Annotated in this window: 21 protein-coding genes; 7 read left to right on the forward strand and 14 right to left on the reverse strand. The window is 57.7% G+C overall.

The window, feature by feature from the left end; genetic code table 11:
- Nucleotides 1-3 precede the first annotated feature (3 nt).
- The 8 genes from ACCC96_RS01010 to ACCC96_RS01045 form a co-directional block, all read right to left on the reverse strand.
- Nucleotides 4-3,264, reverse strand: a complete 3,261-nt coding sequence (locus tag ACCC96_RS01010) for a transporter substrate-binding domain-containing protein (RefSeq protein WP_413694734.1) — start codon at nt 3,262-3,264, stop codon at nt 4-6.
- Nucleotides 3,265-3,272: 8 nt separating this feature from the next.
- On the reverse strand, nt 3,273-3,899 hold the full coding sequence (locus tag ACCC96_RS01015) for a response regulator transcription factor (RefSeq protein ID WP_007940027.1): 627 nt from the start codon (nt 3,897-3,899) through the stop codon (nt 3,273-3,275).
- Nucleotides 3,900-4,153: 254 nt separating this feature from the next.
- Nucleotides 4,154-4,558, reverse strand: a complete 405-nt coding sequence (locus tag ACCC96_RS01020; RefSeq protein WP_019650562.1) for a response regulator — start codon at nt 4,556-4,558, stop codon at nt 4,154-4,156.
- Nucleotides 4,559-4,729: 171 nt separating this feature from the next.
- Nucleotides 4,730-6,061, reverse strand: coding sequence for a deoxyguanosinetriphosphate triphosphohydrolase (locus ACCC96_RS01025; RefSeq protein WP_019650563.1), 1,332 nt, complete (start codon nt 6,059-6,061; stop codon nt 4,730-4,732).
- Between the two features lie 67 nt (nt 6,062-6,128).
- Nucleotides 6,129-7,292 carry an EAL domain-containing protein gene (locus tag ACCC96_RS01030; RefSeq protein ID WP_019582520.1) on the reverse strand — a complete coding sequence of 388 codons (1,164 nt, stop codon included), beginning with the start codon at nt 7,290-7,292 and terminating at the stop codon, nt 6,129-6,131.
- 124 nt (nt 7,293-7,416) lie between these two features.
- The gene (locus ACCC96_RS01035) at nt 7,417-7,758 is read right to left on the reverse strand and encodes a hypothetical protein (protein ID WP_019582519.1); all 342 of its coding nucleotides are present in this window, start codon (nt 7,756-7,758) and stop codon (nt 7,417-7,419) included.
- Entirely contained in the window at nt 7,755-8,144 is a 390-nt protein-coding gene (locus ACCC96_RS01040; protein WP_019650564.1) for a phage holin family protein, read from the reverse strand. The genes ACCC96_RS01035 and ACCC96_RS01040 overlap by 4 nt, the downstream gene beginning before the upstream one ends.
- 1 nt (nt 8,145) lies before the next feature.
- Nucleotides 8,146-8,460 (reverse strand): DUF883 family protein, encoded by a 315-nt coding sequence (locus ACCC96_RS01045; RefSeq protein WP_019650565.1) that lies wholly within the window; start codon nt 8,458-8,460, stop codon nt 8,146-8,148.
- 306 nt (nt 8,461-8,766) lie between these two features.
- Between ACCC96_RS01045 and ACCC96_RS01050 the strand changes: the two genes are divergently transcribed.
- A complete protein-coding gene (locus ACCC96_RS01050) occupies nt 8,767-9,975 on the forward strand; it encodes an ammonium transporter (protein ID WP_230139274.1) in 1,209 nt (402 codons plus the stop codon).
- A 1-nt stretch (nt 9,976) separates the two neighbouring features.
- On the opposite strand, the gene ACCC96_RS01055 is transcribed toward ACCC96_RS01050, so the two are convergent.
- Nucleotides 9,977-11,689 carry a cation:proton antiporter gene (locus ACCC96_RS01055; RefSeq protein ID WP_258672903.1) on the reverse strand — a complete coding sequence of 571 codons (1,713 nt, stop codon included), beginning with the start codon at nt 11,687-11,689 and terminating at the stop codon, nt 9,977-9,979.
- Between the two features lie 198 nt (nt 11,690-11,887).
- On the opposite strand from ACCC96_RS01055, the gene ACCC96_RS01060 reads away from it, so the two are divergent.
- The 3 genes from ACCC96_RS01060 to ACCC96_RS01070 all read left to right on the forward strand — a co-directional run bounded on the left by ACCC96_RS01060 (nt 11,888) and on the right by ACCC96_RS01070 (nt 13,575).
- Nucleotides 11,888-12,130: a glutaredoxin family protein gene (locus ACCC96_RS01060; protein WP_019582515.1), complete on the forward strand. Its 243-nt coding sequence runs from the start codon at nt 11,888-11,890 to the stop codon at nt 12,128-12,130.
- A 161-nt stretch (nt 12,131-12,291) separates the two neighbouring features.
- Nucleotides 12,292-12,612, forward strand: a complete 321-nt coding sequence (locus ACCC96_RS01065) for a hypothetical protein (RefSeq protein ID WP_007895054.1) — start codon at nt 12,292-12,294, stop codon at nt 12,610-12,612.
- A 72-nt stretch (nt 12,613-12,684) separates the two neighbouring features.
- Nucleotides 12,685-13,575, forward strand: coding sequence for a pseudouridine synthase (locus ACCC96_RS01070; protein ID WP_258672904.1), 891 nt, complete (start codon nt 12,685-12,687; stop codon nt 13,573-13,575).
- 84 nt (nt 13,576-13,659) lie between these two features.
- Here the strand turns inward: ACCC96_RS01070 and ACCC96_RS01075 are convergent, their stop codons facing one another.
- Both ACCC96_RS01075 and mobA read right to left on the reverse strand, forming a co-directional pair.
- Nucleotides 13,660-13,881 (reverse strand): YgdI/YgdR family lipoprotein, encoded by a 222-nt coding sequence (locus tag ACCC96_RS01075; protein ID WP_007940041.1) that lies wholly within the window; start codon nt 13,879-13,881, stop codon nt 13,660-13,662.
- 76 nt (nt 13,882-13,957) lie between these two features.
- Nucleotides 13,958-14,560 carry a molybdenum cofactor guanylyltransferase MobA gene (mobA, locus tag ACCC96_RS01080; protein ID WP_019650570.1) on the reverse strand — a complete coding sequence of 201 codons (603 nt, stop codon included), beginning with the start codon at nt 14,558-14,560 and terminating at the stop codon, nt 13,958-13,960.
- Between the two features lie 81 nt (nt 14,561-14,641).
- Here mobA and moaB point away from each other — a divergent pair, with 81 nt between their 5' ends.
- Nucleotides 14,642-15,181: a molybdenum cofactor biosynthesis protein B gene (moaB, locus tag ACCC96_RS01085; protein WP_413694735.1), complete on the forward strand. Its 540-nt coding sequence runs from the start codon at nt 14,642-14,644 to the stop codon at nt 15,179-15,181.
- Complete coding sequence (glp, locus tag ACCC96_RS01090; protein WP_019650571.1) at nt 15,165-16,391, forward strand: gephyrin-like molybdotransferase Glp; 1,227 nt, start codon at nt 15,165-15,167, stop codon at nt 16,389-16,391. Before moaB ends, glp begins: the two co-directional genes overlap by 17 nt.
- 66 nt (nt 16,392-16,457) lie before the next feature.
- On the opposite strand, the gene ACCC96_RS01095 is transcribed toward glp, so the two are convergent.
- Nucleotides 16,458-16,766, reverse strand: a complete 309-nt coding sequence (locus ACCC96_RS01095) for a hypothetical protein (RefSeq protein WP_019650572.1) — start codon at nt 16,764-16,766, stop codon at nt 16,458-16,460.
- A 324-nt stretch (nt 16,767-17,090) separates the two neighbouring features.
- Between ACCC96_RS01095 and yegS the strand changes: the two genes are divergently transcribed.
- Nucleotides 17,091-18,008 carry a lipid kinase YegS gene (gene yegS / locus ACCC96_RS01100; RefSeq protein ID WP_413694736.1) on the forward strand — a complete coding sequence of 306 codons (918 nt, stop codon included), beginning with the start codon at nt 17,091-17,093 and terminating at the stop codon, nt 18,006-18,008.
- Here yegS and ACCC96_RS01105 read toward each other — a convergent pair.
- Both ACCC96_RS01105 and ACCC96_RS01110 read right to left on the reverse strand, forming a co-directional pair.
- The gene (locus tag ACCC96_RS01105) at nt 17,992-18,651 is read right to left on the reverse strand and encodes a response regulator transcription factor (protein WP_019582509.1); all 660 of its coding nucleotides are present in this window, start codon (nt 18,649-18,651) and stop codon (nt 17,992-17,994) included. The genes yegS and ACCC96_RS01105 overlap by 17 nt on opposite strands.
- Entirely contained in the window at nt 18,648-19,541 is an 894-nt protein-coding gene (locus tag ACCC96_RS01110) for a sensor histidine kinase (protein WP_413694761.1), read from the reverse strand. Before ACCC96_RS01110 ends, ACCC96_RS01105 begins: the two co-directional genes overlap by 4 nt.
- Between the last annotated feature and the right edge of the window lie 205 nt (nt 19,542-19,746).

Below are 19,746 nucleotides of genomic sequence, written 5' to 3' on the forward strand. Positions count from 1 at the left end.
TGCTCAGCCTTCCAGCATAGTTAACGCTCCGTCATTCTGCTGTTTGTCGTGTCGTGCGAGCTGTTGTTGCAACGCGTGATCCAGTTCGAGCATGGCGCGCTCCATGGACTTGCTGCAATCGGCCACTTGATCGTGGCGGGGCCTGCTATGGCAGGCCTTTTCGAGTGCCTCGCAACTGTCGATCAGTCGGGAGGCCTGGACGATTCGCGCCGCTCCCTTGATTTTGTGGGCAATGTCGAGGAGTGACTGCCGGTCGTTTGACCGGGACAACGTCAGCAGCGTTTGCCGATCCAGGTGGTTGCTATTCAGCAGCTCGGTCAACAATCGCCGGTTCAGTGCCGGATTGCCACCGGTCAACAGGTGCAGCCCCTCCAGACTGAACGCAGGGTCGCGGACCGTCGGTGCAATGCCTTCGATCCATTGGCTCAAGGCTGTCAGGCTGAGGGGTTTGAACAGGCAATCGTCCATCCCGGCTTGTTTGCAGCGTTGTCTTTCCTCCGGTTGCGCATTAGCGGTGAAACCCAGAACGGTACAGGCAGGGCGCTGCATGCGCTGTTCATGTTGGCGAATGGCACGAGCCATCTCATATCCATTCATGATCGGCATGTTGCAATCGGCAATCACCAGGTCGAATGGCTGATCTTTCCACGTCTGCAATCCCGCCTCGCCATCCGCTGCGACCTTGAACCGATGCCCCAGAAACTCCAGTTGCTGGCACATGAGCAAGCGATTGGCCGGGTGATCGTCGACCACCAGAACGTTCAAGGGGGCTGCGCTCTGGTGAATCGGTGGCTCGGCAATTTCCGGCATCTGTACAGGCGGCAGGGTTGCCAGATTCAGCGAAACCCGAACTTGAGTGCCGACCCCGGGCTGGCTGCTCAATTGCAGGTTGCCGCCCATCATTTCGCACAGATTGCGGCTGATCACCAGGCCCAGCCCCGCACCGCCCCTGGCTAACTGGCTGGAGTTATTGGCCTGGACGAAAGGCTCGAACAGTCGCTGCTGATCCTGCTCGCTGATCCCGGCGCCACTGTCCTCAACCAGCAACTGCAGCTGCACGCGGTCGGGTCCGTCGGTCGGTTGCAACTCGAGGCTGATCCTGACCTGACCCTGTTGCGTAAACTTGATTGCATTGCTGACCAGGTTGGACAGCACCTGTTTGAAACGCATCGGGTCCAACAGGACATCGGTCGCAGGTTTGGCAGGGTTGAATGCCAGGTGCAGTCCGAGATTTTTTTGCCGGGCCAGCCCGTCGAAGATCCGCATCACCGAGGCTACGGTTTCAGCCAGATTGACACGCTCCGGGCTCAGGCTCAGACGTCCGGATTCGATGCGCGCAATGTCGAGAATGTCCCCGATCAGTTCCAACAGGTCTTTTGCCGAGTGATACGCGACGTCGATGGCCGGTCGATCCGGATGGTCAGGATCAATACGTTTGAGTGTCAGCTCCAGCATGCCGATGATCGCGTTCATCGGCGTGCGGATCTCATGGCTCATGGTTGCCAGAAAGGTGCTTTTAGCCCGGTTGGCTTCATCGGCACGTTCTTTCGCCGCCTGCCGCTGTTTTATCTGGCGTCTCATATAGGCATTCCAGGCAACGGATATCAGCAGCAGTACACCCGCGCCGGTAACGATCTGATAGAACACTCGGTGATAGTTGCGCCAGGTACTTTGCGAGGCCGCCGAATAGCCACGCCAGCGGTTGTTGATGATGCCCAGCTCTTCCGGTGTGATGCTCAACAGCGCCTTGTCGAGGATGGCATTCAGTTCTTTGGCGTCGCGCCCGGTCGCCAGGGAAAATGCCGCCTGTTGGGTGCCGATGGTGGTGGTGATCTGAAGTGTCCGCTCGAAGATCCGCGATGAGATGAAGTAGTTGGCGATCACCAATGAGTTCACCGCGCCTTCTGCCTTACCCTCGGCGAGCAACTCCACGGCACTGAACGTGTCTGGAGTTTCAACCAGGTTGATCCGCGGAAACTCGCTACGCAGGTAATCCACCAGTGGATTGCCCTGGGCAATGGCCAGGCGTTTGTCCTGCAGCTGGTTGAGGTTTGTCGGGCTGTCGGCCGCTTTGTGTGTCAGCAGGACAAAGGAGTTTTCCAGATATGGGCGGCTGAAGTTCAACATCGTTTCACGCTGTGCGCTGGGGAGCAGGGCGGCGATCAGGTCGGCCTGCTGGTTAGCGATCTGCTCGACCATCTCGTCATCGCTTCGGCTGCGCTGGATCTCGAAGCGCAAACCGGTGCGCAATCTGATCAGTTCGAGCAGGTCAGCCGTGACACCCCGAAAGTTGCCGTCGCTGTCAAAAAACGTCAGCGGCGCAAACGCTTCATTAACCACCACCCGCACAACCGGATGTTGCGCCAGCCAGCGTTCTTCGTGGTGGGTGAGTTGCAGTTTTTGATCGGTGAGAAGAATGTCGCTGCCGGCACTCCAGCGTTTGGCGATGTTTTCCCGTTCGCTGGTGGGGATGGCCTTGAGTACCGCGTTGATGATCCCGAGCAGGTCCGGGTTGCCCTTCTGTACGGCAAAGCTGAAACCATGGGCTTCGTGTTTACCGAAGTTGGCCATGCGGATGTTGTTCAGATACCCCTTGTTGATCATGTAATGAGTTGAAATGGTGTCACCGAGAAAAACGTCGGCCTGGTCGAAGGCAACCGCGTTGATTGCATTTTGGTAGGACGGGTAGGAGGTGATGATTGCCTTGGGGTACAGCGCCCTGACTTCGTCCAGAGGCAGATAGTGATACACCATGCTAAGCCGCAGGCCGGCAAGACCATCGGTCAGAGACCTGGTTTCTCCTTCCCGTGTCACCAGCACGGGTTGATCCACGGCGTAAGGTGTGGACAGCGCAATGTCGGCATTGTCGGCCTCGAACCCATTGGCGGTGCCGAGCATGTCGACCTGACCCTTTTCCAGCGCCTCGATCGCAGCCCCTCGGGACGCGAAGCGCTGAACCTTGACGGGCAACCCCGTAACCTTGCCGAGGATGCCGGCGTAGTCGGCGGTGAAACCTTCGTAGTCGTGGCCGCTGAGTGTCAGGTCGAAAGGCGGATAATCCGGGCCTGACGTGCCCAGGATCAATTCACGTTTGTCTTTGACCCATTGTCGTTGTGAGGTATCCAGCTGGACTTCCATGTGCCCGGTCGTTGAGCGACTGAGCAGTGCGTAGTTTTCACTGGGCGTCTGCGCCGCGAGCACCGGGGTACTCAGGCATAAAGCCGCGATCATGAGTCTTGGAAAATCCTTCAAACGACTGGGCATCCTGTTCCTCACACTAACGCGTTACGTTTTGCCATATCGATGAGTTCAACCAGAGATTTGGCTTTGAGTTTCTGCATAAGTCGTTTTTTATAGGTGCTGACAGTCTTGTTGCTGAGGAACATGCCCTTGGCAATTTCCTTGTTGGTGCGACCTTGGGCAAAAAGTTGTAATACCATCAACTCTCGATCATTTACGGATTTGAACAAGTCCAGGTCCGCCCACTGTGCGTCGTCACAACGAACCGGGTTCAAGGCCTCGCTGGGGAAGTAGTTGTAACCTGATAATACTGCTTTGATCGCACTCACCAGTTCACTGAGCTCTTCCTGTTTGCATACATACCCTGATGCACCTGACTGCATGCAGCGAATACCGAAAAGTTTCGGGCATTGTGCAGTTAACACCAGTGTTTTTAATGGCGTGCTCATTGCGTTGAAACGGGAGAGCACTTCCAGCCCATCCAGTTTGGGAATGCTGATGTCGAGGATGATCAGATCGGGCATGCATTCGCGCACCATCTGCATGGCATCGACACCATTGTCAGTTTCACCGACGACTTTGTAACCTTCATGTTCCAGCAGCATTCGAACGGCAAGGCGGATGACAGGGTGATCGTCGACAATAAAAACGGAGTTCATAATCAAATCCCATACGTGCACAAATAAAGCGCGCACCTTAGCTCAGTAGTTGAGGGGGCGCATGGACTGACAAGTCGATAGCAGCAATATAGGAAAAGTCCTACAATTGAAAAAGAAACGGACTACGTACCAACTAGGTTTTGAATGAGGAAGGGGTAAAGTTTGGATGATGTAGTCAAGAGGGTGAAAGCGTTGGGTTATAAGTTTTAATCTGTGTTTTGGATGTGGTTTTAGTGTGTGGGGATTGGCCTGTTTTATTGTGAGGCTAAGGTCAACAAGCTTCTAAAGTCTGATTGTTTCAATGGCTTGATCAAGTAACCCAGCAAGGGAAGTCCGTGTTCGTAGGCTACTGTTTTAAGTTTTTCCAGTTCGGCGGATGTCAGGCTGCTCAGCAGTATTGCCTGTCTGATCATTCCCCGGTGACTGGCGAGCTCGATCAAATCAAGACCGGGAAGGTCGGGCAGGCATTGGTCGCACAGAAGAATATCGAACGGTTGCGCAGCTTTGAGCATTTGTTGCAAGGCGCCTTCGGCACTGTCAGTGGTGGTCAGTTGGGTGAAGCCGTAACTCTCGAGCAGGTATTGAGTCGCTCTCAGCTGAAACGGATGATCTTCCACCAGCAATATGTGCCAATCGTGTTTGAACGTAGGAGTTTTCATGCGTCATCTGTCGAGCAGTGGGTGTGCAATTGTTTCGCGAGATGGCCGAACAATCGATCAGTCAGCTCTGCACAAGGTGTAGGGCGATTCTGTCGATGTTGAAATACAGATGAATGTCTAGACACTCGATCAGCCGTTCAGACGTCGCTGACGCGGCTGATCGATGCGCTGTTATCCGTGGCTTGAACGACCGGTCATTTCCAGCGCCATTTCACCGGCATAGCTGTCGGTCATGCCGGCGATGAAATCAATCATGCGCAAGAACGAGGTGTGCAACGGGCCATGGGGATCGGGTGCATTGTTGCCCAACAGGTCGAGTATGCGCCGGTTCTTGAAGGAGGGCGTACGACCGTTGTGCTGCTCCAGTGCTGCGCCGCAAAAAGCATTGAGCAGGATTTCCAGGGTGGTGTAGGCGCCGATTTCGTGGAGCGTCTTGCGCTTGTCCTGGAAGATTTTTTTGCGTGCCATGTCCTTGGCATTCAAGACGCAGCGTTTGGCCGGGCCATGCATGTGTTCGACAAGGTCGCCCGGCAGCGTGCCGGCCAGCAGTGCGTCCTGTTGCTCGACAAAGGCTCGGGCTGCTGCGTTGGTCAGGTGTTCGATGGCTTTACCCCGCAGAATCGCCAGTTTGCGCCGCCGCGAATCCTGTGGACCGAGCTGGCGATAGGTTTCCGGGAGATCGTCGCCCACCAGGTCCAGCAGCAGGGACTCGACTTCGGCGTACTCCAGCAGCTCCATCTCCAAGCCATCTTCCAGATCGATCAGCGCGTAGCAGATGTCGTCGGCGGCCTCCATCAGATACACCAGCGGATGGCGCGCCCAGCGCTGTTCTTCCAGTTGGGGCAGGCCGAGTTTATGAGCGATCTGTTCCAGCAGCGGCAGTTCACTCTGGTAGCAGCCGAACTTGTGCTTCTTGTAGCCCAGTGAGTCGGCGTGCCGGGCCGTCCACGGGTATTTCAGGTAGGTGCCCAGGGTGGCATAGGTCAGCCGGGTGCCTCCTTCGAACTGATGGTATTCAAGCTGGGTGAGCACCCGGAAACCTTGGGCATTGCCTTCGAAGTTGAGGAAGTCGTTGCGTTCGGCTTCGCTCATGGCATCCAGCCAGCCACGGCCGGCGGCCTGCTGGAACCAGTGGCGGATCGCGTCTTCGCCAGAGTGGCCGAAGGGTGGGTTGCCGATGTCATGGGCCAGGCAAGCCGATTGCACCACCATCCCCAGGTCGCTCGGTTCACACCAGTCGGGCAGCGCGCTGCGGATGGTTTCACCGACGCGCATCCCCAGCGAACGGCCGACGCAGCTGACTTCCAGCGAGTGGGTCAGGCGCGTATGAATGTGATCGTTGCTGGAGACCGGATGGACCTGGGTCTTGCGCCCGAGACGGCGAAACGCGCCTGAGAAAATGATCCGGTCGTGGTCTTTATGGAAAGGACTGCGGCCGAGTTCTTCCGGGCTGTGCACAGGTTTTCCGAGGCGTTCGCGGGTAAGCAGGGTGTGCCAATCCAAGGCTGGTTTCTCCGTCAGGTGACTGAACCCCTAGCTTCCCGTTTCGCGCCGGTACCTGCAAGGAGAACTACAACCCTGCGGCGTCGATATCGATGAGCAGTAGCCGTTCGCCGTTATCGAAAAACTGCCCCGCAGTGAGGCAGTACTGATTGCTGGTGGCGTCGCGGTAAGTGTTGGAAAGCGTCAGACGGCGCTCATCCCAACCCTCAGCCAGCAAGTGATAGAAATAGGGGCGCCATGACCAGTTATGGCCCAGGTAGCGGTTATCAGCTTCCCAGCCGTTGTTGCGCCATTCCAGGTTGGGGGTCAGTTGCGTGCCGTGGCGGTCGCACTGATAAAAACGCAGCAGCCAGGGAAACGCCTGGAGTTGCGGCAAGGCGCTGAGGGGGGCGCTGGCTTGAGCCCAGGCTTGCAGGATGGTCATCAGTTCGCTGAGTTGCTGGCGCATGATCATCAGGCGAGCGCGTTCAGTCAGCTTTTGCTGAACGTAACGCTGGCGCAGTTGCGCGAAGCGCTCGACAAAGGCGTCGGTGGCGAAGAAATCCGCTTGCGCTCGGGCGAACAGAAAGCCCTGTACGTAGCGTGAGCCGCACTCCAGGGCAAAATTCAGTTGAGCTTCGGTCTCCACGCCTTCGGCGATGATCCAGCAACCGGTTTTCTCTGCCATTTGCGCCAGTGCCTTGACCACATCGCTGCTGGGGCCGCCCAACGCGGCGGCCTGGAACAGTCGCATGTCGAGTTTGAGAATGTCCGGTTGCAGGGCCAGCACGCGATCGAGTTGAGAGTAACCGGCACCGAAATCATCGATGGCGATCCGCGCCCCGGCTTGCCGGTAGCGGGCCACGACTTCAGCCAGACGCTGGCTGTCGCCGCCCAATTCGGTGATCTCGAAGACGATTCGCTGTGCATCGACACCATGCCTGCTCAGTTGCTTGAGGCTCGGCAGTGCCTGGTCCCGGCGCAAACGGCTGATCCAGCGGGGTGAGATGTTCAGGCTGAGAAACCAGTCCGCGGGCGCTTCATGCAGACGGCTCAGGGCGTTGTCGCGAATCTGGCGATCGAGACGTCGCAGGGCGATGGCCGGGGTTCGCGGATCGGCGAACAGCGCACCTACCGAGATCAGTTGACCATCGGCCTGGCGCAGTCGGCCCAGCGCTTCGACACCCGCGATACGGCCTGTGGCGGTATCGATGAATGGCTGAAAACAGGCGAGCGGTTGCCCGTCGATCACGAGGCCTCCTTAGTAAGGTGTTGTTCTGGAAAAAACCTGGTCGCCAGGTAGGCACGCAGGATCAACCTCTCGATAAAGAGGTTAATCCCGGTGGTATTGCAAGAATGCAGCCAGACAAGACTGATTAGTGTTTGCGCGAAGCGCTCTGCATGACCAGCTTGATCAGCGGCCCTAGTGCGGCGCCCAGGCTAACCAGCTTGGTCAGGCTGCCGAGACCGCCGCCCTTGGCACCCTTGCCGGTCAGAAAACCCAACCCGAGCACGGCGGCGATGCCCCAGAGCGGGGCGTGTTTGATGCCGAAGCCGTCTTGCAGGCTTTGTGTCATGCCGCGCACCCGTTGCAGGGGCTGCAGCAGTTGTTGGGATTCGTGGCGAATTTCCTGGCGATGCATTTCCATGCGCAGACGGATCAGTGCCTTGCGCATTTCAGTTCGCGAACTATTGCGGGGAAGTTCAGGCATGCTCATGGCAACAGACGCTCCCGATCATTGGCCAGCTCTTGGAGGGTGCCATGGAAGGGTGAGGATTCATCGAAAATCGCCGCCCTCAAGCGCATCGCGCAGAACAACGTGGCGAGGGTGTAGAACACACAGAGCCCGATGATCGCCGCCAGGCGATAGGTGTCCCAGAACAGGATCAACACCAGCGTCGACAACCCCACCAGCAACAACAAGGCAAAGACCAGCGTCAGGCCTGCAAACAGCAACAGGCTTACGGTACGTGCTTTTTGCTCCTGCAGTTCGATGCCGAACAGTTCGACATGGCTATGCAGCAATCCAAGAAACGCGGCACCCAGGCGCCGCGATGAAGAGCGGGTGCCCGTCGCGGACGAGCCGGATTCATCGATCGCCATATCAGCGCCGAGTGGCCAGCAGACCAATCAGGAAACCCACGCCGGCTGCAATCCCGACCGATTGCCATGGGTTGGCCTGGACGTAATCTTCCGTGGCGGCGACAGCCGCTTTGCCGCGCTCTTGCAGGGCGTCTTCGGTCAGCTTCAGGGTTTCCCGGGCACGCAGCAGGCTGTCGCGGATCTGTTCGCGCAGCTCATCGGCCTGATCACCGGCCAGGGAGGCGGTGTGTTCCAGCAACCGTTCGGTGTCGCTGACCAGTGTCTGAAAATCTTCCATCAGAATTTCTTGAGCAGTCTTTGCCTTGGTGCGTGCCATTGGTGATCTCCGTAAGTGGCTTCTGAAGCGTTCGAGTATGAGCCTTGCGCGAAGGTTCAGTACAAATGACTGGTACATCTTTTGCTACGTCGTGGTGCGTCAGCCGGCGCTATTGCGCTGTTGCCGGGCATGATTTCAGGAAAACCCTAACTCAAACAATCAAAACTCGCGCAGAGGCGGCGGTCTTGTGCGCCAAAGCGGTTCATCCGGATCAGCGTTGCGGTCTGGATGAGCTGCAACTTGGTGCGTCGACCATCTGTGCGAACTGCTTTGGTGCTTTTTTTCAGCCTTCAGGTCTGCCAATCCATGGAAAATCTGCAAAGTGCTGTGGACAGTCTGGTCCATAGCTCCAACACGTTGTTCATCCTTATCGGTGCGGTCATGGTTCTTGCCATGCACGCCGGTTTCGCCTTTCTTGAGGTCGGTACGGTTCGCCAAAAGAATCAGGTCAACGCCTTGTCGAAGATCCTCAGCGACTTCGCCATTTCGACCCTGGCCTACTTCTTTATAGGCTATTGGATTTCCTATGGGGTCAGTTTCATGCAACCGGCGGCGGTGATCACCGCCGATCATGGCTATGGGCTGGTGAAGTTTTTCTTTCTGCTGACCTTTGCCGCGGCGATACCGGCGATTATTTCCGGAGGCATCGCCGAACGCGCCCGGTTCGTCCCGCAGTTGTGCGCGACGGCGCTGATCGTGGCGTTTATCTACCCCTTCTTCGAGGGCGTGGTCTGGAACGGCAACTTCGGTCTGCAAGCCTGGTTGCTGGCACGTTTTGGCGCCAGTTTCCATGACTTCGCCGGCTCCGTGGTGGTTCACGCCATGGGCGGCTGGCTGGCACTCGCGGCGGTGTTGCTGCTGGGGCCGAGGCAAGGTCGTTATCGCGACGGGCGACTGGTGGCATTCGCGCCGTCGAGCATTCCCTTCCTGGCGTTGGGGTCGTGGATCCTGATCGTCGGCTGGTTCGGTTTCAACGTGATGAGCGCCCAGACCCTGCAAGGAGTCAGCGGGCTGGTGGCGGTGAATTCGTTGATGGCCATGGTCGGCGGCACGGTGGCGGCGTTGATCGTCGGGCGCAATGACCCGGGCTTCCTGCATAACGGCCCGTTGGCCGGATTGGTGGCGATCTGCGCCGGTTCGGATCTGATGCACCCGGTGGGCGCATTGGTGACCGGCGCCATCGCCGGAGCACTGTTTGTCTGGTGCTTTACCGCAGCTCAAGGCAAATGGCGTATCGACGATGTGCTGGGTGTCTGGCCTTTGCATGGGCTGTGTGGTGTCTGGGGCGGGATCGCTTGCGGCATCTTCGGGCAAATCGCTTTGGGTGGATTGGGGGGCGTGAGCCTGATCAGTCAGTTGATCGGCACTTCTTTGGGGGTAGTCGTGGCGCTGGCCGGTGGTTTTGCCGTGTATGGCGCGATCAAGGCGGTCCATGGCCTGCGCCTGAGCCAGGAAGAAGAGTATTACGGCGCGGACTTGTCGGTGCACAAGATCGGCGCCGTGAGCCAGGATTGAATCAGCGTTCTTCATCGTCGGCGCCGGGGTAAAAGTCGTGCAGCAGGCGATAGCGGTCATGCCGTACCTGGTCGACCCGGTCCTGCACCTGCTGGCCGGGTATGCCCAGCATGATCAGCGCGTGGGAGGCGAGCATCAGGCTGGACTCCAGCAACTCGGGTACGACTTCGCTGGCGCCGGCCGCCTTCAACTCGGCCAACTGACTGTCATCCCGGGTGCGCACCAGGATCGGCACGGTCGGGTTGAACCGCCGTGCTTCCTTGAGAATCAGCAGGGCGATGTCCGTCTTGTCCACGGCAACCACCAACAGTCTTGCGCGCTCCAGCCCTATCGCGATCAGCAGCTCGCCGCGGCGTGAGTCGCCGTAGTGCACACTGCTTTCATTGACCACGGCTTCCTGGACCCGCACCGGATCGGTGTCCAACGCGATGTACGGTTGCTGAACATGACGCAGGAAACGCCCGATGGATTGACCGACGCGGCCGTAGCCACAGATCACCACGTGATTGTGCAGGCCGGCGTTGAGCGCGCTGATTTCTTCGAGTTCGGCTGCTTTGTTGGGTTTGCGGTGCAGACGCATGGCGATGCGGGGAGCGGCGCGCAGGAGTACAGGCGTTACCAGCATCGAGCAGAACGTGGCGGCCAGCAGCAGGCCGCCGAGGTCGGCGGGCATCAATTTGTTCTGTTGCATCTGCGCCATCAGGGCAAAACAGAACTCACCCCCTTGGGCCAATGCCAGGCCGCTGCGCCAGGCGGTTTCGCCATCGCTGCCGCGCCATTTGACCAGCAGTGCGACCAGGGTGCCCTTGATCAGCAGCAACCCCAACGTCAGACCTAGAATCAGCAGACCGTGGCTGGCAAACAGGCGCAAGTCGATCAGCATGCCGATACTGACGAAGAACACTCCGAGCAGAATATCGCGGAACGGACGGATGTCGGCCTCGATCTGATGTCGGTAATGGCTTTCCCCCAGCAGCATGCCGGCAAGAAAGGCGCCCAGGGCAGGAGAGAGGCCGAGCAGGTGCGTCAGCCAGGCCGTCAGCAGAACAATCACCAGTGCCAACAGCACGAACAGCTCAGCGGACCGGGCCGCGGCGACTTCATGGAACAGCCGTGGCAGAAACCAGCGACTGACCAGCAGCAAACCGACGAACAGCACCAGGGTCTTGGCCAGCGTCAGCGGCAGCGCCCAATACCAGGCCTGGTCGCTGCTGCCGGCGAACACCGGCACAAGCGTCAGCAGCAACACCGCAATCACGTCCTGGAACAACAGCACTGCGATGGCATTCTGGCCGTGACGGCTGAATATTTCGCCGAGGCTGCTCAATTCCTTGCTGACAATGGCGGTAGACGACAGCGCCAGACCGGCGCCGAGTAACAGGGCCGGTGTGATCGGCATGCCGAACAGCATCAGCAAAGCTCCCAGCAAGATCCCGGACCCCAGCACTTGCAGGCTGCCCAGGCCAAACACCACCTGGCGCAGTGCGAGCATCTTCGACAGGGAAAACTCAAGCCCCAGGGAGAACAGCAGGAACACCACGCCCAATTCAGCCAGATCGGGCAAGTCTTCGTTTTCATTCACCCAGTTGAACGCTGTCGGCCCGATCATCAGCCCTACGCACAAGTAGCCCAGCACCGGTGGCAAACGCAGGCGCTGGAACAGTGCAATCACCACCAGGGAGGAGGCGAGGATGATCAACAAGTTGGCAAACACAAAAAACTCCGGTGAGGGTTATGGCTACTCAAGCGTAGAGGCAAAAAAGACGCGAGCATCGCGCAAATGACCGGCGACGCAAATGATTTGCGTCAGAATTTTGCCGAAAACTCTTGAAATCACCGTTGCTCGGACGTCGGCTCGACTGCGTTTGATGGTGGGCCTAGAATGAGCGCTTACTCGTTTGGTCTTGTCGTCATGCCTCCTGAATGTCAGCTGTTCGGCACCGTTGGTTGCCATCTTTGTGAAGTCGCCGAAGCCATGCTGATGGAGTTTGTCGAGCGTGGTCTGTTGGTGGAGCTGGTGGATATCGCTGACGATGAAACCTGGTTCGAAGCCTACAGCCTGCGTATTCCGGTGCTGCGTCGGGTCGATACCGGCGCTGAACTGGGCTGGCCGTTTAGTGCCGAGCAGGTGGTGGCGTTCCTGCGGGAATCCTGACACTGCTGGCGATGCCCCCATCTGTCGCGATCCTCGTTTCATTCGTTGGCGAAAGGTTGGTTATTCGGTTACTGTATGTGCATACAGTTATTCGGGTTGCCTGCCATGCTTCTCCCTGTTCGGGTTTGGGCAGATGATCCCGGACGTCAGAGGGATGAAATGTGGTCAATGTCGAACAATTGAAGAACAGCGTGAACCGGATGTCGGCAGACGTGGTGCGCGAGGCGGTCCTCGAATTGCGTCTGGATGGTCTGGTCACGGAAGGAAAAACGCCTTTCAACAAACTGCATTTCAATACCTGTTTCGCCGAAATCGAAGCCTTGTTCCAGCGTGCGGGTTATCACCGGCAGCTCGATGTCGTGGGCTATCAGGGGTTGTTGTATGCGCTTTATGATCCGGGTCGCTGGGAAGCGGTCGATGTGCTGCGCTGGCTCAAGGAGTTCACCGAAGCGGCCGCTCGAACGCAGTCAATACCGGCCTGAGGATTCTCTTCTAGGTTCGTTCCGGCCACTGTTGGATAATGCTGCCCTGCATTGAAGGTTAGAGTTTTTCGTATGTCCACTTCATCGTTTTCTGCTGCGCACAACCAGGCCAGCACGCTCTATCTGCCGCCTGGTCCGTGGCAGACCGTATTCGATTGCCTGTGCGAACACTTCAGCGCCATCGGTCGTGAGCAATGGCTGGACAGAATTGCTCGCGGTCGTGTCCTCGATGGACAAGGCATGCCGATCGCCCTGGATCTGCCTTATAAGGAAGGTCTGCGGATTCATTATTTTCGTGAAGTACCGGACGAAAAACCGATCCCGGTGGTGGAGTCGATCCTCTATGCCGACGAGCATCTGGTGGTGGCGGACAAACCGCACTTCCTGCCGGTGACGCCGGCTGGTGAGTATGTGGAGCAGACATTGCTGCGACGACTGATCCGGCGACTGGATAACCCGCATCTGGTGCCTTTGCATCGTATTGACCGGCATACGGCAGGGCTGGTGCTGTTCTCAGCCAATCCTCAGAGTCGGTCAGCGTATCAGTCATTGTTTCCTACACGCCAGATCGAAAAACGCTACGAAGCAATCGCCCGGGCATTGCCTGAACTGACCTTTCCGATGGTTCATAAAAGTCGACTCATCGATGGCGAGCCGTTCTTTCGCATGCAGGAAGGTCCGGGCGTCAGCAATACCGAGACGGCTGTCGAGGTCAGGGAAAAAAACGGTGAGTTCTGGCGATATGCGCTTTACCCGGTAACGGGCAAGAAACATCAGTTGCGAGTGCACATGGCGGCCCTGGGGGCTGGCATCTGCAATGACCCGTTCTATCCGCGGGTGCTCAAGGACGTAGAAGACGACTATGCCAACCCCTTGAAGCTGTTGGCCCAGGGATTGCGATTTGTTGATCCGGTTACGGGGCAGGAAAGAGAGTTCGAAAGCACAATCACCCTGGAGTGGTGATTACAGGCAAACCTGCTTTGCTTCAGCCACGAAAAAGCCCGCTTTAAAAGCGGGCTTTTCTGTATCCGATGGTCGCCGCAAAGATTACAACTCTTTAACGGTACGAACCTGATCCTTGTTGATACGGATGTGTTTGCCATCCAGCTGTTCGAACTCGTAAAAGCCCGACTCTTGATCGTACTTAGGCGCGTCGACGGCCTGGATTTCTCGACCGTCATTCAAGGTGATCACTGAAGGCGATGCACAACCGGCGAGGGTCGCAAGGCCCAGTGCGAGCATGAAAGTGGCGAGGGTCCGTTGGGTCATGGGTGTGTCTCCGAATGGAAAATCTTTTGAATACTGAGCTTGAGACGTATGCAGCGCGTGCAAGTTCCTTCGAGCGTCAGTCTGACACAGTGTGATGCGTGCTTAACAGTTCCGGCGTATTGAGGTTGGCCAGGCGAGGGTCGTTGTCGGGGCACTGCAGGGCCATGGCGCCCAATGTGCGCATCAGTCGGCCCGGGCTGCGCTCGCCTTCGTTCCAGGCCGTCTCGAAAGCCCCTGAAAGAACGACGGGAATCATGCATAGCAAAGGTTCCCAGTGTTCTCCATGGCGCAGCATCAACGGTTTGTCCGGATGCTGCGCGGCAGTTTCACGCATGTTCTGGAGCAGCGCCGCATCGATGCGTGGCACATCGCAGGGCAATACCAGCAGGTGCGTGTGGCGGGCGGCCTTCAGGCCTGCGCGAATACCCGCCAATGGCCCCGGAAAGTCGCCTTCATCGTCATGGACCAGTTGATCCGCATAAGGCGCATATTTCTCCAGGTTTCTGTTGCAGGAGATGATCAGATCATCGCTCAGCAGACGGGTCTTGCGGTGCAGATGCGCGATCAGGGGCTCGCCGTGCCATTCCAGCAAACCTTTGTCCCGACCGCCCATGCGTTGGCCACGCCCGCCCGCCAGGAGCAAAATGGAGCACGGCGCCAAAGGTGTATCCGAGGTCATTGCACTTCTCCATGGGGGCGGCGAAAAAATGAGGCGCTGTGATATAACACCGGGCTGTTTCTCCTACAACTGGACGAGCCTATGAAAGCCAAGGCTGATGTACCTTTCGCACCGCTCAACATCGCGGTGCTGACTGTCAGCGATACCCGTACCCTGGAAACCGATACCTCAGGCCAGGTCTTCGTTGACCGCTTGAGCGCTGCCGGTCATAACCTGGCGGCCCGTGTATTGCTCAAAGATGATCTCTACAAAATTCGTGCGCAAGTGGCCAACTGGATTGCCGATGAAGTCGTGCAAGTGGTGCTGATCACTGGCGGTACCGGGTTTACCGGTCGTGACAGCACGCCCGAAGCGGTGAGTTGCTTGCTGGATAAGCAGGTCGATGGTTTTGGTGAGCTGTTCCGGCAGATATCGGTGGCGGATATCGGTACTTCCACGGTTCAGTCCCGGGCCTTGGCCGGTCTGGCCAATGGCACGCTGGTTTGCTGCTTGCCGGGTTCGACCAATGCTGTGCGCACCGGTTGGGACGGCATTCTCGCCGAACAACTGGATTCCCGGCACCGTCCGTGCAATTTCGTGATCCATCTGAAACAGGCGGCACCCTGTGAATCCCGTGGGTAAGCCAGGCAAGACTGGCAGCCTGATGGCTGTCGAGGTAGCGCTCGCGCGGTTACTGGAAATGGCCGACGCCTCGAGAATTCATGAGCACCAACGCTTGCCGTTGGCGCAGGTTCAGGGGCGTGTACTAGCTGCTGATCTGGTTTCGACACTTGATCTGCCGCCTTGGCCCAACAGTGCCATGGATGGGTATGCCTTGCGCATCGCCGACTGGACGGGAGAACCGTTGCCGGTCAGCCAGAAGATTTTTGCGGGTCAGGCTCCGGAGCCCTTGAAGCCTGGGACCTGTGCGCGGATCTTCACCGGCGCGCCTGTGCCCGCGGGTGCCGACTGTGTCGAGATGCAGGAGAACGCCGAGGTTCAGGCGGATGAGCGGGTACGTTTCACCGAGACCATGACCCCGGGGCAGAACATCCGTCCACAAGGCCAGGAAACCACCGCCGGTGAGTTGATCTTGCCCGCCGGTACACGCCTGGGGCCCATCGAGCAGGGGCTGGCGGCATCGTTGGGATGCGCTGAACTGGACGTGGTTCGCAAGGTTCGTGTTGCGGTCTTGTCTACCGGGGATGAGCTGATTGAGCCGGGCCAGGCCCTTGGACCGGGACAGATCTACAACAGCAATCGAGTGTTGCTTTGCAGCTGGTTGCAGCGCTTGGGCTGTGAGGTGATCGATGCTGGCATTCTTCCCGATGATTTAGCGACCACTCGTGCCCGTCTCGGCGAGTTGAAGGATGTCGACCTGATTCTCTCCACCGGTGGCGTATCGGTGGGAGAAGCCGACTTTCTGGGCGTTGCCTTGCGGGAAGAGGGCGAGTTGACCCTGTGGAAGCTTGCCATCAAGCCAGGCAAGCCGCTGACGTTCGGGCATTTTCGCGGTGTGCCTGTCATTGGTTTGCCTGGCAATCCGGCGTCAACCCTGGTGACTTTTGCTCTGTTGGCGAGGCCCTACCTCTTGCGCCGCCAAGGCGTAAAAGAGATCGAACCCCTGAAGTTTCAGGTACCGGCAGGGTTTGTCTGGCCAAAGGCTGGTAACCGACGTGAGTACTTGCGCGGACGTCTGGAAAATGGCCGGGCAATCATCTACAAGAATCAGAGTTCTGGCGTACTGCGCAGTGCCGCTTGGGCGGATGGTCTGGTTGAAGTGCTGGAGGACCGTACGCTGATCGAGGGTGATAGTGTGAGCTTCATCCCGTTGAGTGAAGTCCTGGGCTGATGCAGGTCCTGGTTCTGCCACGCAAGCCCGGTCGAAAGCGTTGGGGCTTGCGTGCGTGACCGTTCCTTAATTTGCCAGAAGGGTCACGACCTGGTCGAAGCGACTGTTGGAGATCCAGCTCAAAAGCCCCAGGACCACAGCTGTTCCGCCAGCTGAATAGGCAAGCCTGTGCTTGATGGATTTGACGTCGCCGCGGACTTCATCCAGGTCTCTGCGGATGTACTTGAGATGTGTCTCCAGTTCAGTGACGCGAGGTTCCATATCAACTTCTCCGATGGGCTTTGCGCTGCTTTTGAATTCAGCCTGCTGATTGGCGTGATTGTCTGAGAACGGCGTAACCGGAGTTACCGGTAGCCTGAGGTCATGGCTTTGCATGGAATAATTGGCTCCTTGCGTTAAAACCATTCAGGTGGCCGATACTTTTATTACTTACGATTTTTAAGGACCTTAAAGAGGTTCCATTCATTGTTTGCACGTCCCTGTGTGATTTATTGGTGATGACTGATAACCGCTGACACAACGGTGTACCAATTACCCTGATGGGTCAATTGAGCCGATTCCTCAGGTTTTGTAAGAAAAAATACCGCTCTGTAGGACTCAAGTGTCCTTCCCCTGGAAATAATTGAAATCCTTGCGACTTTTATGAGGGGCTGCGAGGTCAACATCTCCCATACGGATTCGGAAAGGGGGCTGATCAAAATGAGCGAGCGCAAGGCGCTGTTGATTCTGCATGGCAAGCAGGCACTCAATGAGCAGGTCCGTTCAGCTGTCGAAGGCAAGCGCCAACAAGGCTGGGAACTGGCTGTTCGATTGACCTGGGAGGCCGGTGATGCGCAACGGCTGGTGGGGGAAGCATTGGCGGCGGGCTATACGCAGCTGATTGCCGGCGGCGGCGATGGCACCTTGCGTGATATCGCCGAAGCCATGGCGGCGCATTCGACGCAGGCCAGCCTGGTGCTTTTGCCCTTGGGCACCGCCAACGATTTTGCACGCGCCGCGGGTGTGCCCCTGGAGCCCGCTCAAGCGCTGGAGCTTTTGGAGGCCGTTCCGCATGCCATTGATCTGGGGGAGGTCGGCGGGCAGGTTTTTCTGAACATGGCCACGGGCGGTTTTGGCAGTCAGGTCACGGCCAATACTTCCGAGGATCTGAAAAAAATTCTTGGCGGCGCGGCTTATCTCTTCACCGGTTTATCGCGCTTCAGTGAGTTGCATGCCGCCTATGGCGAGTTGCAGGGGCCGGATTTTTACTGGGCCGGTGAGTTGTTGGCATTAGGCATCGGCAATGGCCGACAGGCTGGTGGTGGTCATATGTTGTGCCCGCAGGCGCTGGCTGACGATGGTCTGCTGGATATCAGCATTTTGCCCGCGCCCCAGGAAGTGGTCGGTACCTTGAAAGACCTGCTGACCGATGGTTTCGGAATCGACAGCATGTTTGTGCGAGCCCGCTTGCCGTGGGTCGAGATCAAAGTATCGGAGGGCCTTTATATCAACCTTGATGGTGAGCCTCTGGAGGGCGATAGCCTGCGTTTTTCGGCACGGCCGGCGGCATTGCCGGTGCATTTGCCCGAGGGCTCGCCGCTGCTGAGCGGCTCGAATCCGGCTAATCGTCCAGACTGATGATTTGCTCGCGTACGGCGAACAACACCAGGCCGGCCACATCGTAGATCTGCAAGCGTTTCATGATCTGCGAGCGGTGGGTTTCGACAGTCTTGATGCTCAGGCCCAAGCCGTTGGCAATTTCCCGGGTGGATTTTCCGCGAACAATCAATCGCAGGATTTCCAGCTGGCGTGCCGTCAGGTTGTGCGAGTCCTGGGTTGGCGCCTGATTTTTCTGAGTTCGGGTCAGCGCCTGGTTGATGACGGTGTGGGCAATGGCCGGGCTCAGGTAGCGTTCGTTATTGCGCAAGGCATCCAGGGCATGTTCGAGCTCGGTGGCCGTGGTGTCTTTGAGCAGGTAGCCATGAGCCCCGGATTCGAGTGCTTGCATGATGAGCGCCGGGTCGGTGTGCATCGACAGGATGAGCACTTTGCACTGCGGACGTACTCGTTTGAGTCGCTGCAAGGCTTCAAGGCCACCGGTTTTCCTCATGGAGATATCCAGCAGGATGATGTCCGGGGACAGTTGCTCGACCATCTCGAGTAACTGCGAGCCGTCACTGGCCTCCCCAATGACCGCATAGCCGGGAATATCCAGCACCAGAGCGCGCACGCCAGCCCTGATAAGCGAGTGGTCATCCACCAGAAGTAAGTTACAAGTCAACGCATAACCTTATTCGTACTGGCCCGTTCCAGCGCACGGGGCGCCCAGGGGAAGAGTGCTTCGATTTGAGTGCCTTTGCCCGGCTCGCTGGTCACGGTCAGCGTACCGCCCAACTGATCGATCCGTTCCGACATTCCAGCCATTCCGCGTTGCCCCTCGCGAGCAGGGTCTGCCGCTGGCTCGAACCCCAGGCCGTCGTCACTGATTAACAACGTCAGGCCTTGGGGCAGACGTTGCAGGCGGACCAACAGATTCCTGGCTTCGGCATGGCGCAGCATATTGGTAACCGCTTCTTGAGTGATGCGAAAGGCCGCCACCGCCATTTCTTCCGGTATGCCAGTCAAACGTTGATGGCATTCCAGGCTCCAGTTCACGGACGTATTGGCCAGGGTTCTGAGTAAATGCGCACGCAGACTGGCTTCCAGCCCGAGACTGGTCAACTGTCGTGGGTTCAGGATGGCTGATACATCACGAACCTTGGTCAGGGTTTCATCCAGCGTATCGCAGAGTACCGAACATTGACCCTGCAGTTCTTCAGGCAATCGACGTTTGAGCCATTCACTCTGAAGTTTTGCGGCGGTCAGCAATTGGCCAATATCATCATGCAGTTCCCGACTGAGCCGGTGACGTTCATTTTCCTGAACTTCCAGCAGACGGTCGGCCAATTCTTGAGGCTGAAACTTTATCGATTTGAGCGAGAGGCGATGCCCCACCCAGACGCAGGTCAGCGCCGCAATATTGAGCACCAGCAGACTCACCGGCAGAGGCATCGACAAGCTGTAGACCAACAGGCTGCCAAGCGCCGAGCAGGTGCACACGAAAAGCGTGAACCGGCGCGCGCTTTTTCGGGAGGGTGGCCACAGGGCGATTGACTTGAGGCTGGCGTACATAGCGGATGGAGCCAATGGATGTTCGCTGCGGGCAGACCGGTCATAAGGGCTGACGGGTCTCTGTTTGAAAATAGGTTGTATGAGTCGCCTTTAATGACGGCAGTGCAATGCTCGAAATAAAGCCTTCAATGTTATGAGCTTGTTCGCGCCAAGGGTCACTCTGTCATTAATTGACGTCAACGAATGGGCGGCATAATACCACTTA

Origin of the sequence: Pseudomonas sp. Pseusp11, assembly GCF_047304405.1 — a bacterium.
In the GTDB taxonomy this organism is placed as follows: Bacteria; Pseudomonadota; Gammaproteobacteria; order Pseudomonadales; family Pseudomonadaceae; genus Aquipseudomonas.

Coding starts and splice junctions, on each gene's coding strand:
- ACCC96_RS01010 (WP_413694734.1), bottom strand. CDS start 3,264: ATGCCCAGTCGTTTGAAGGATTTTCCAAGACTCATGATCGCGGCTTTA.
- ACCC96_RS01015 (WP_007940027.1), bottom strand. CDS start 3,899: ATGAACTCCGTTTTTATTGTCGACGATCACCCTGTCATCCGCCTTGCC.
- ACCC96_RS01020 (WP_019650562.1), bottom strand. CDS start 4,558: ATGAAAACTCCTACGTTCAAACACGATTGGCACATATTGCTGGTGGAA.
- ACCC96_RS01035 (WP_019582519.1), bottom strand. CDS start 7,758: ATGAGCATGCCTGAACTTCCCCGCAATAGTTCGCGAACTGAAATGCGC.
- ACCC96_RS01040 (WP_019650564.1), bottom strand. CDS start 8,144: ATGGCGATCGATGAATCCGGCTCGTCCGCGACGGGCACCCGCTCTTCA.
- ACCC96_RS01045 (WP_019650565.1), bottom strand. CDS start 8,460: ATGGCACGCACCAAGGCAAAGACTGCTCAAGAAATTCTGATGGAAGAT.
- ACCC96_RS01050 (WP_230139274.1), top strand. CDS start 8,767: ATGGAAAATCTGCAAAGTGCTGTGGACAGTCTGGTCCATAGCTCCAAC.
- ACCC96_RS01060 (WP_019582515.1), top strand. CDS start 11,888: ATGCCTCCTGAATGTCAGCTGTTCGGCACCGTTGGTTGCCATCTTTGT.
- ACCC96_RS01070 (WP_258672904.1), top strand. CDS start 12,685: ATGTCCACTTCATCGTTTTCTGCTGCGCACAACCAGGCCAGCACGCTC.
- ACCC96_RS01075 (WP_007940041.1), bottom strand. CDS start 13,881: ATGACCCAACGGACCCTCGCCACTTTCATGCTCGCACTGGGCCTTGCG.
- mobA (WP_019650570.1), bottom strand. CDS start 14,560: ATGACCTCGGATACACCTTTGGCGCCGTGCTCCATTTTGCTCCTGGCG.
- moaB (WP_413694735.1), top strand. CDS start 14,642: ATGAAAGCCAAGGCTGATGTACCTTTCGCACCGCTCAACATCGCGGTG.
- ACCC96_RS01095 (WP_019650572.1), bottom strand. CDS start 16,766: ATGCAAAGCCATGACCTCAGGCTACCGGTAACTCCGGTTACGCCGTTC.
- yegS (WP_413694736.1), top strand. CDS start 17,091: ATGAGCGAGCGCAAGGCGCTGTTGATTCTGCATGGCAAGCAGGCACTC.
- ACCC96_RS01110 (WP_413694761.1), bottom strand. CDS start 19,541: ATGTACGCCAGCCTCAAGTCAATCGCCCTGTGGCCACCCTCCCGAAAA.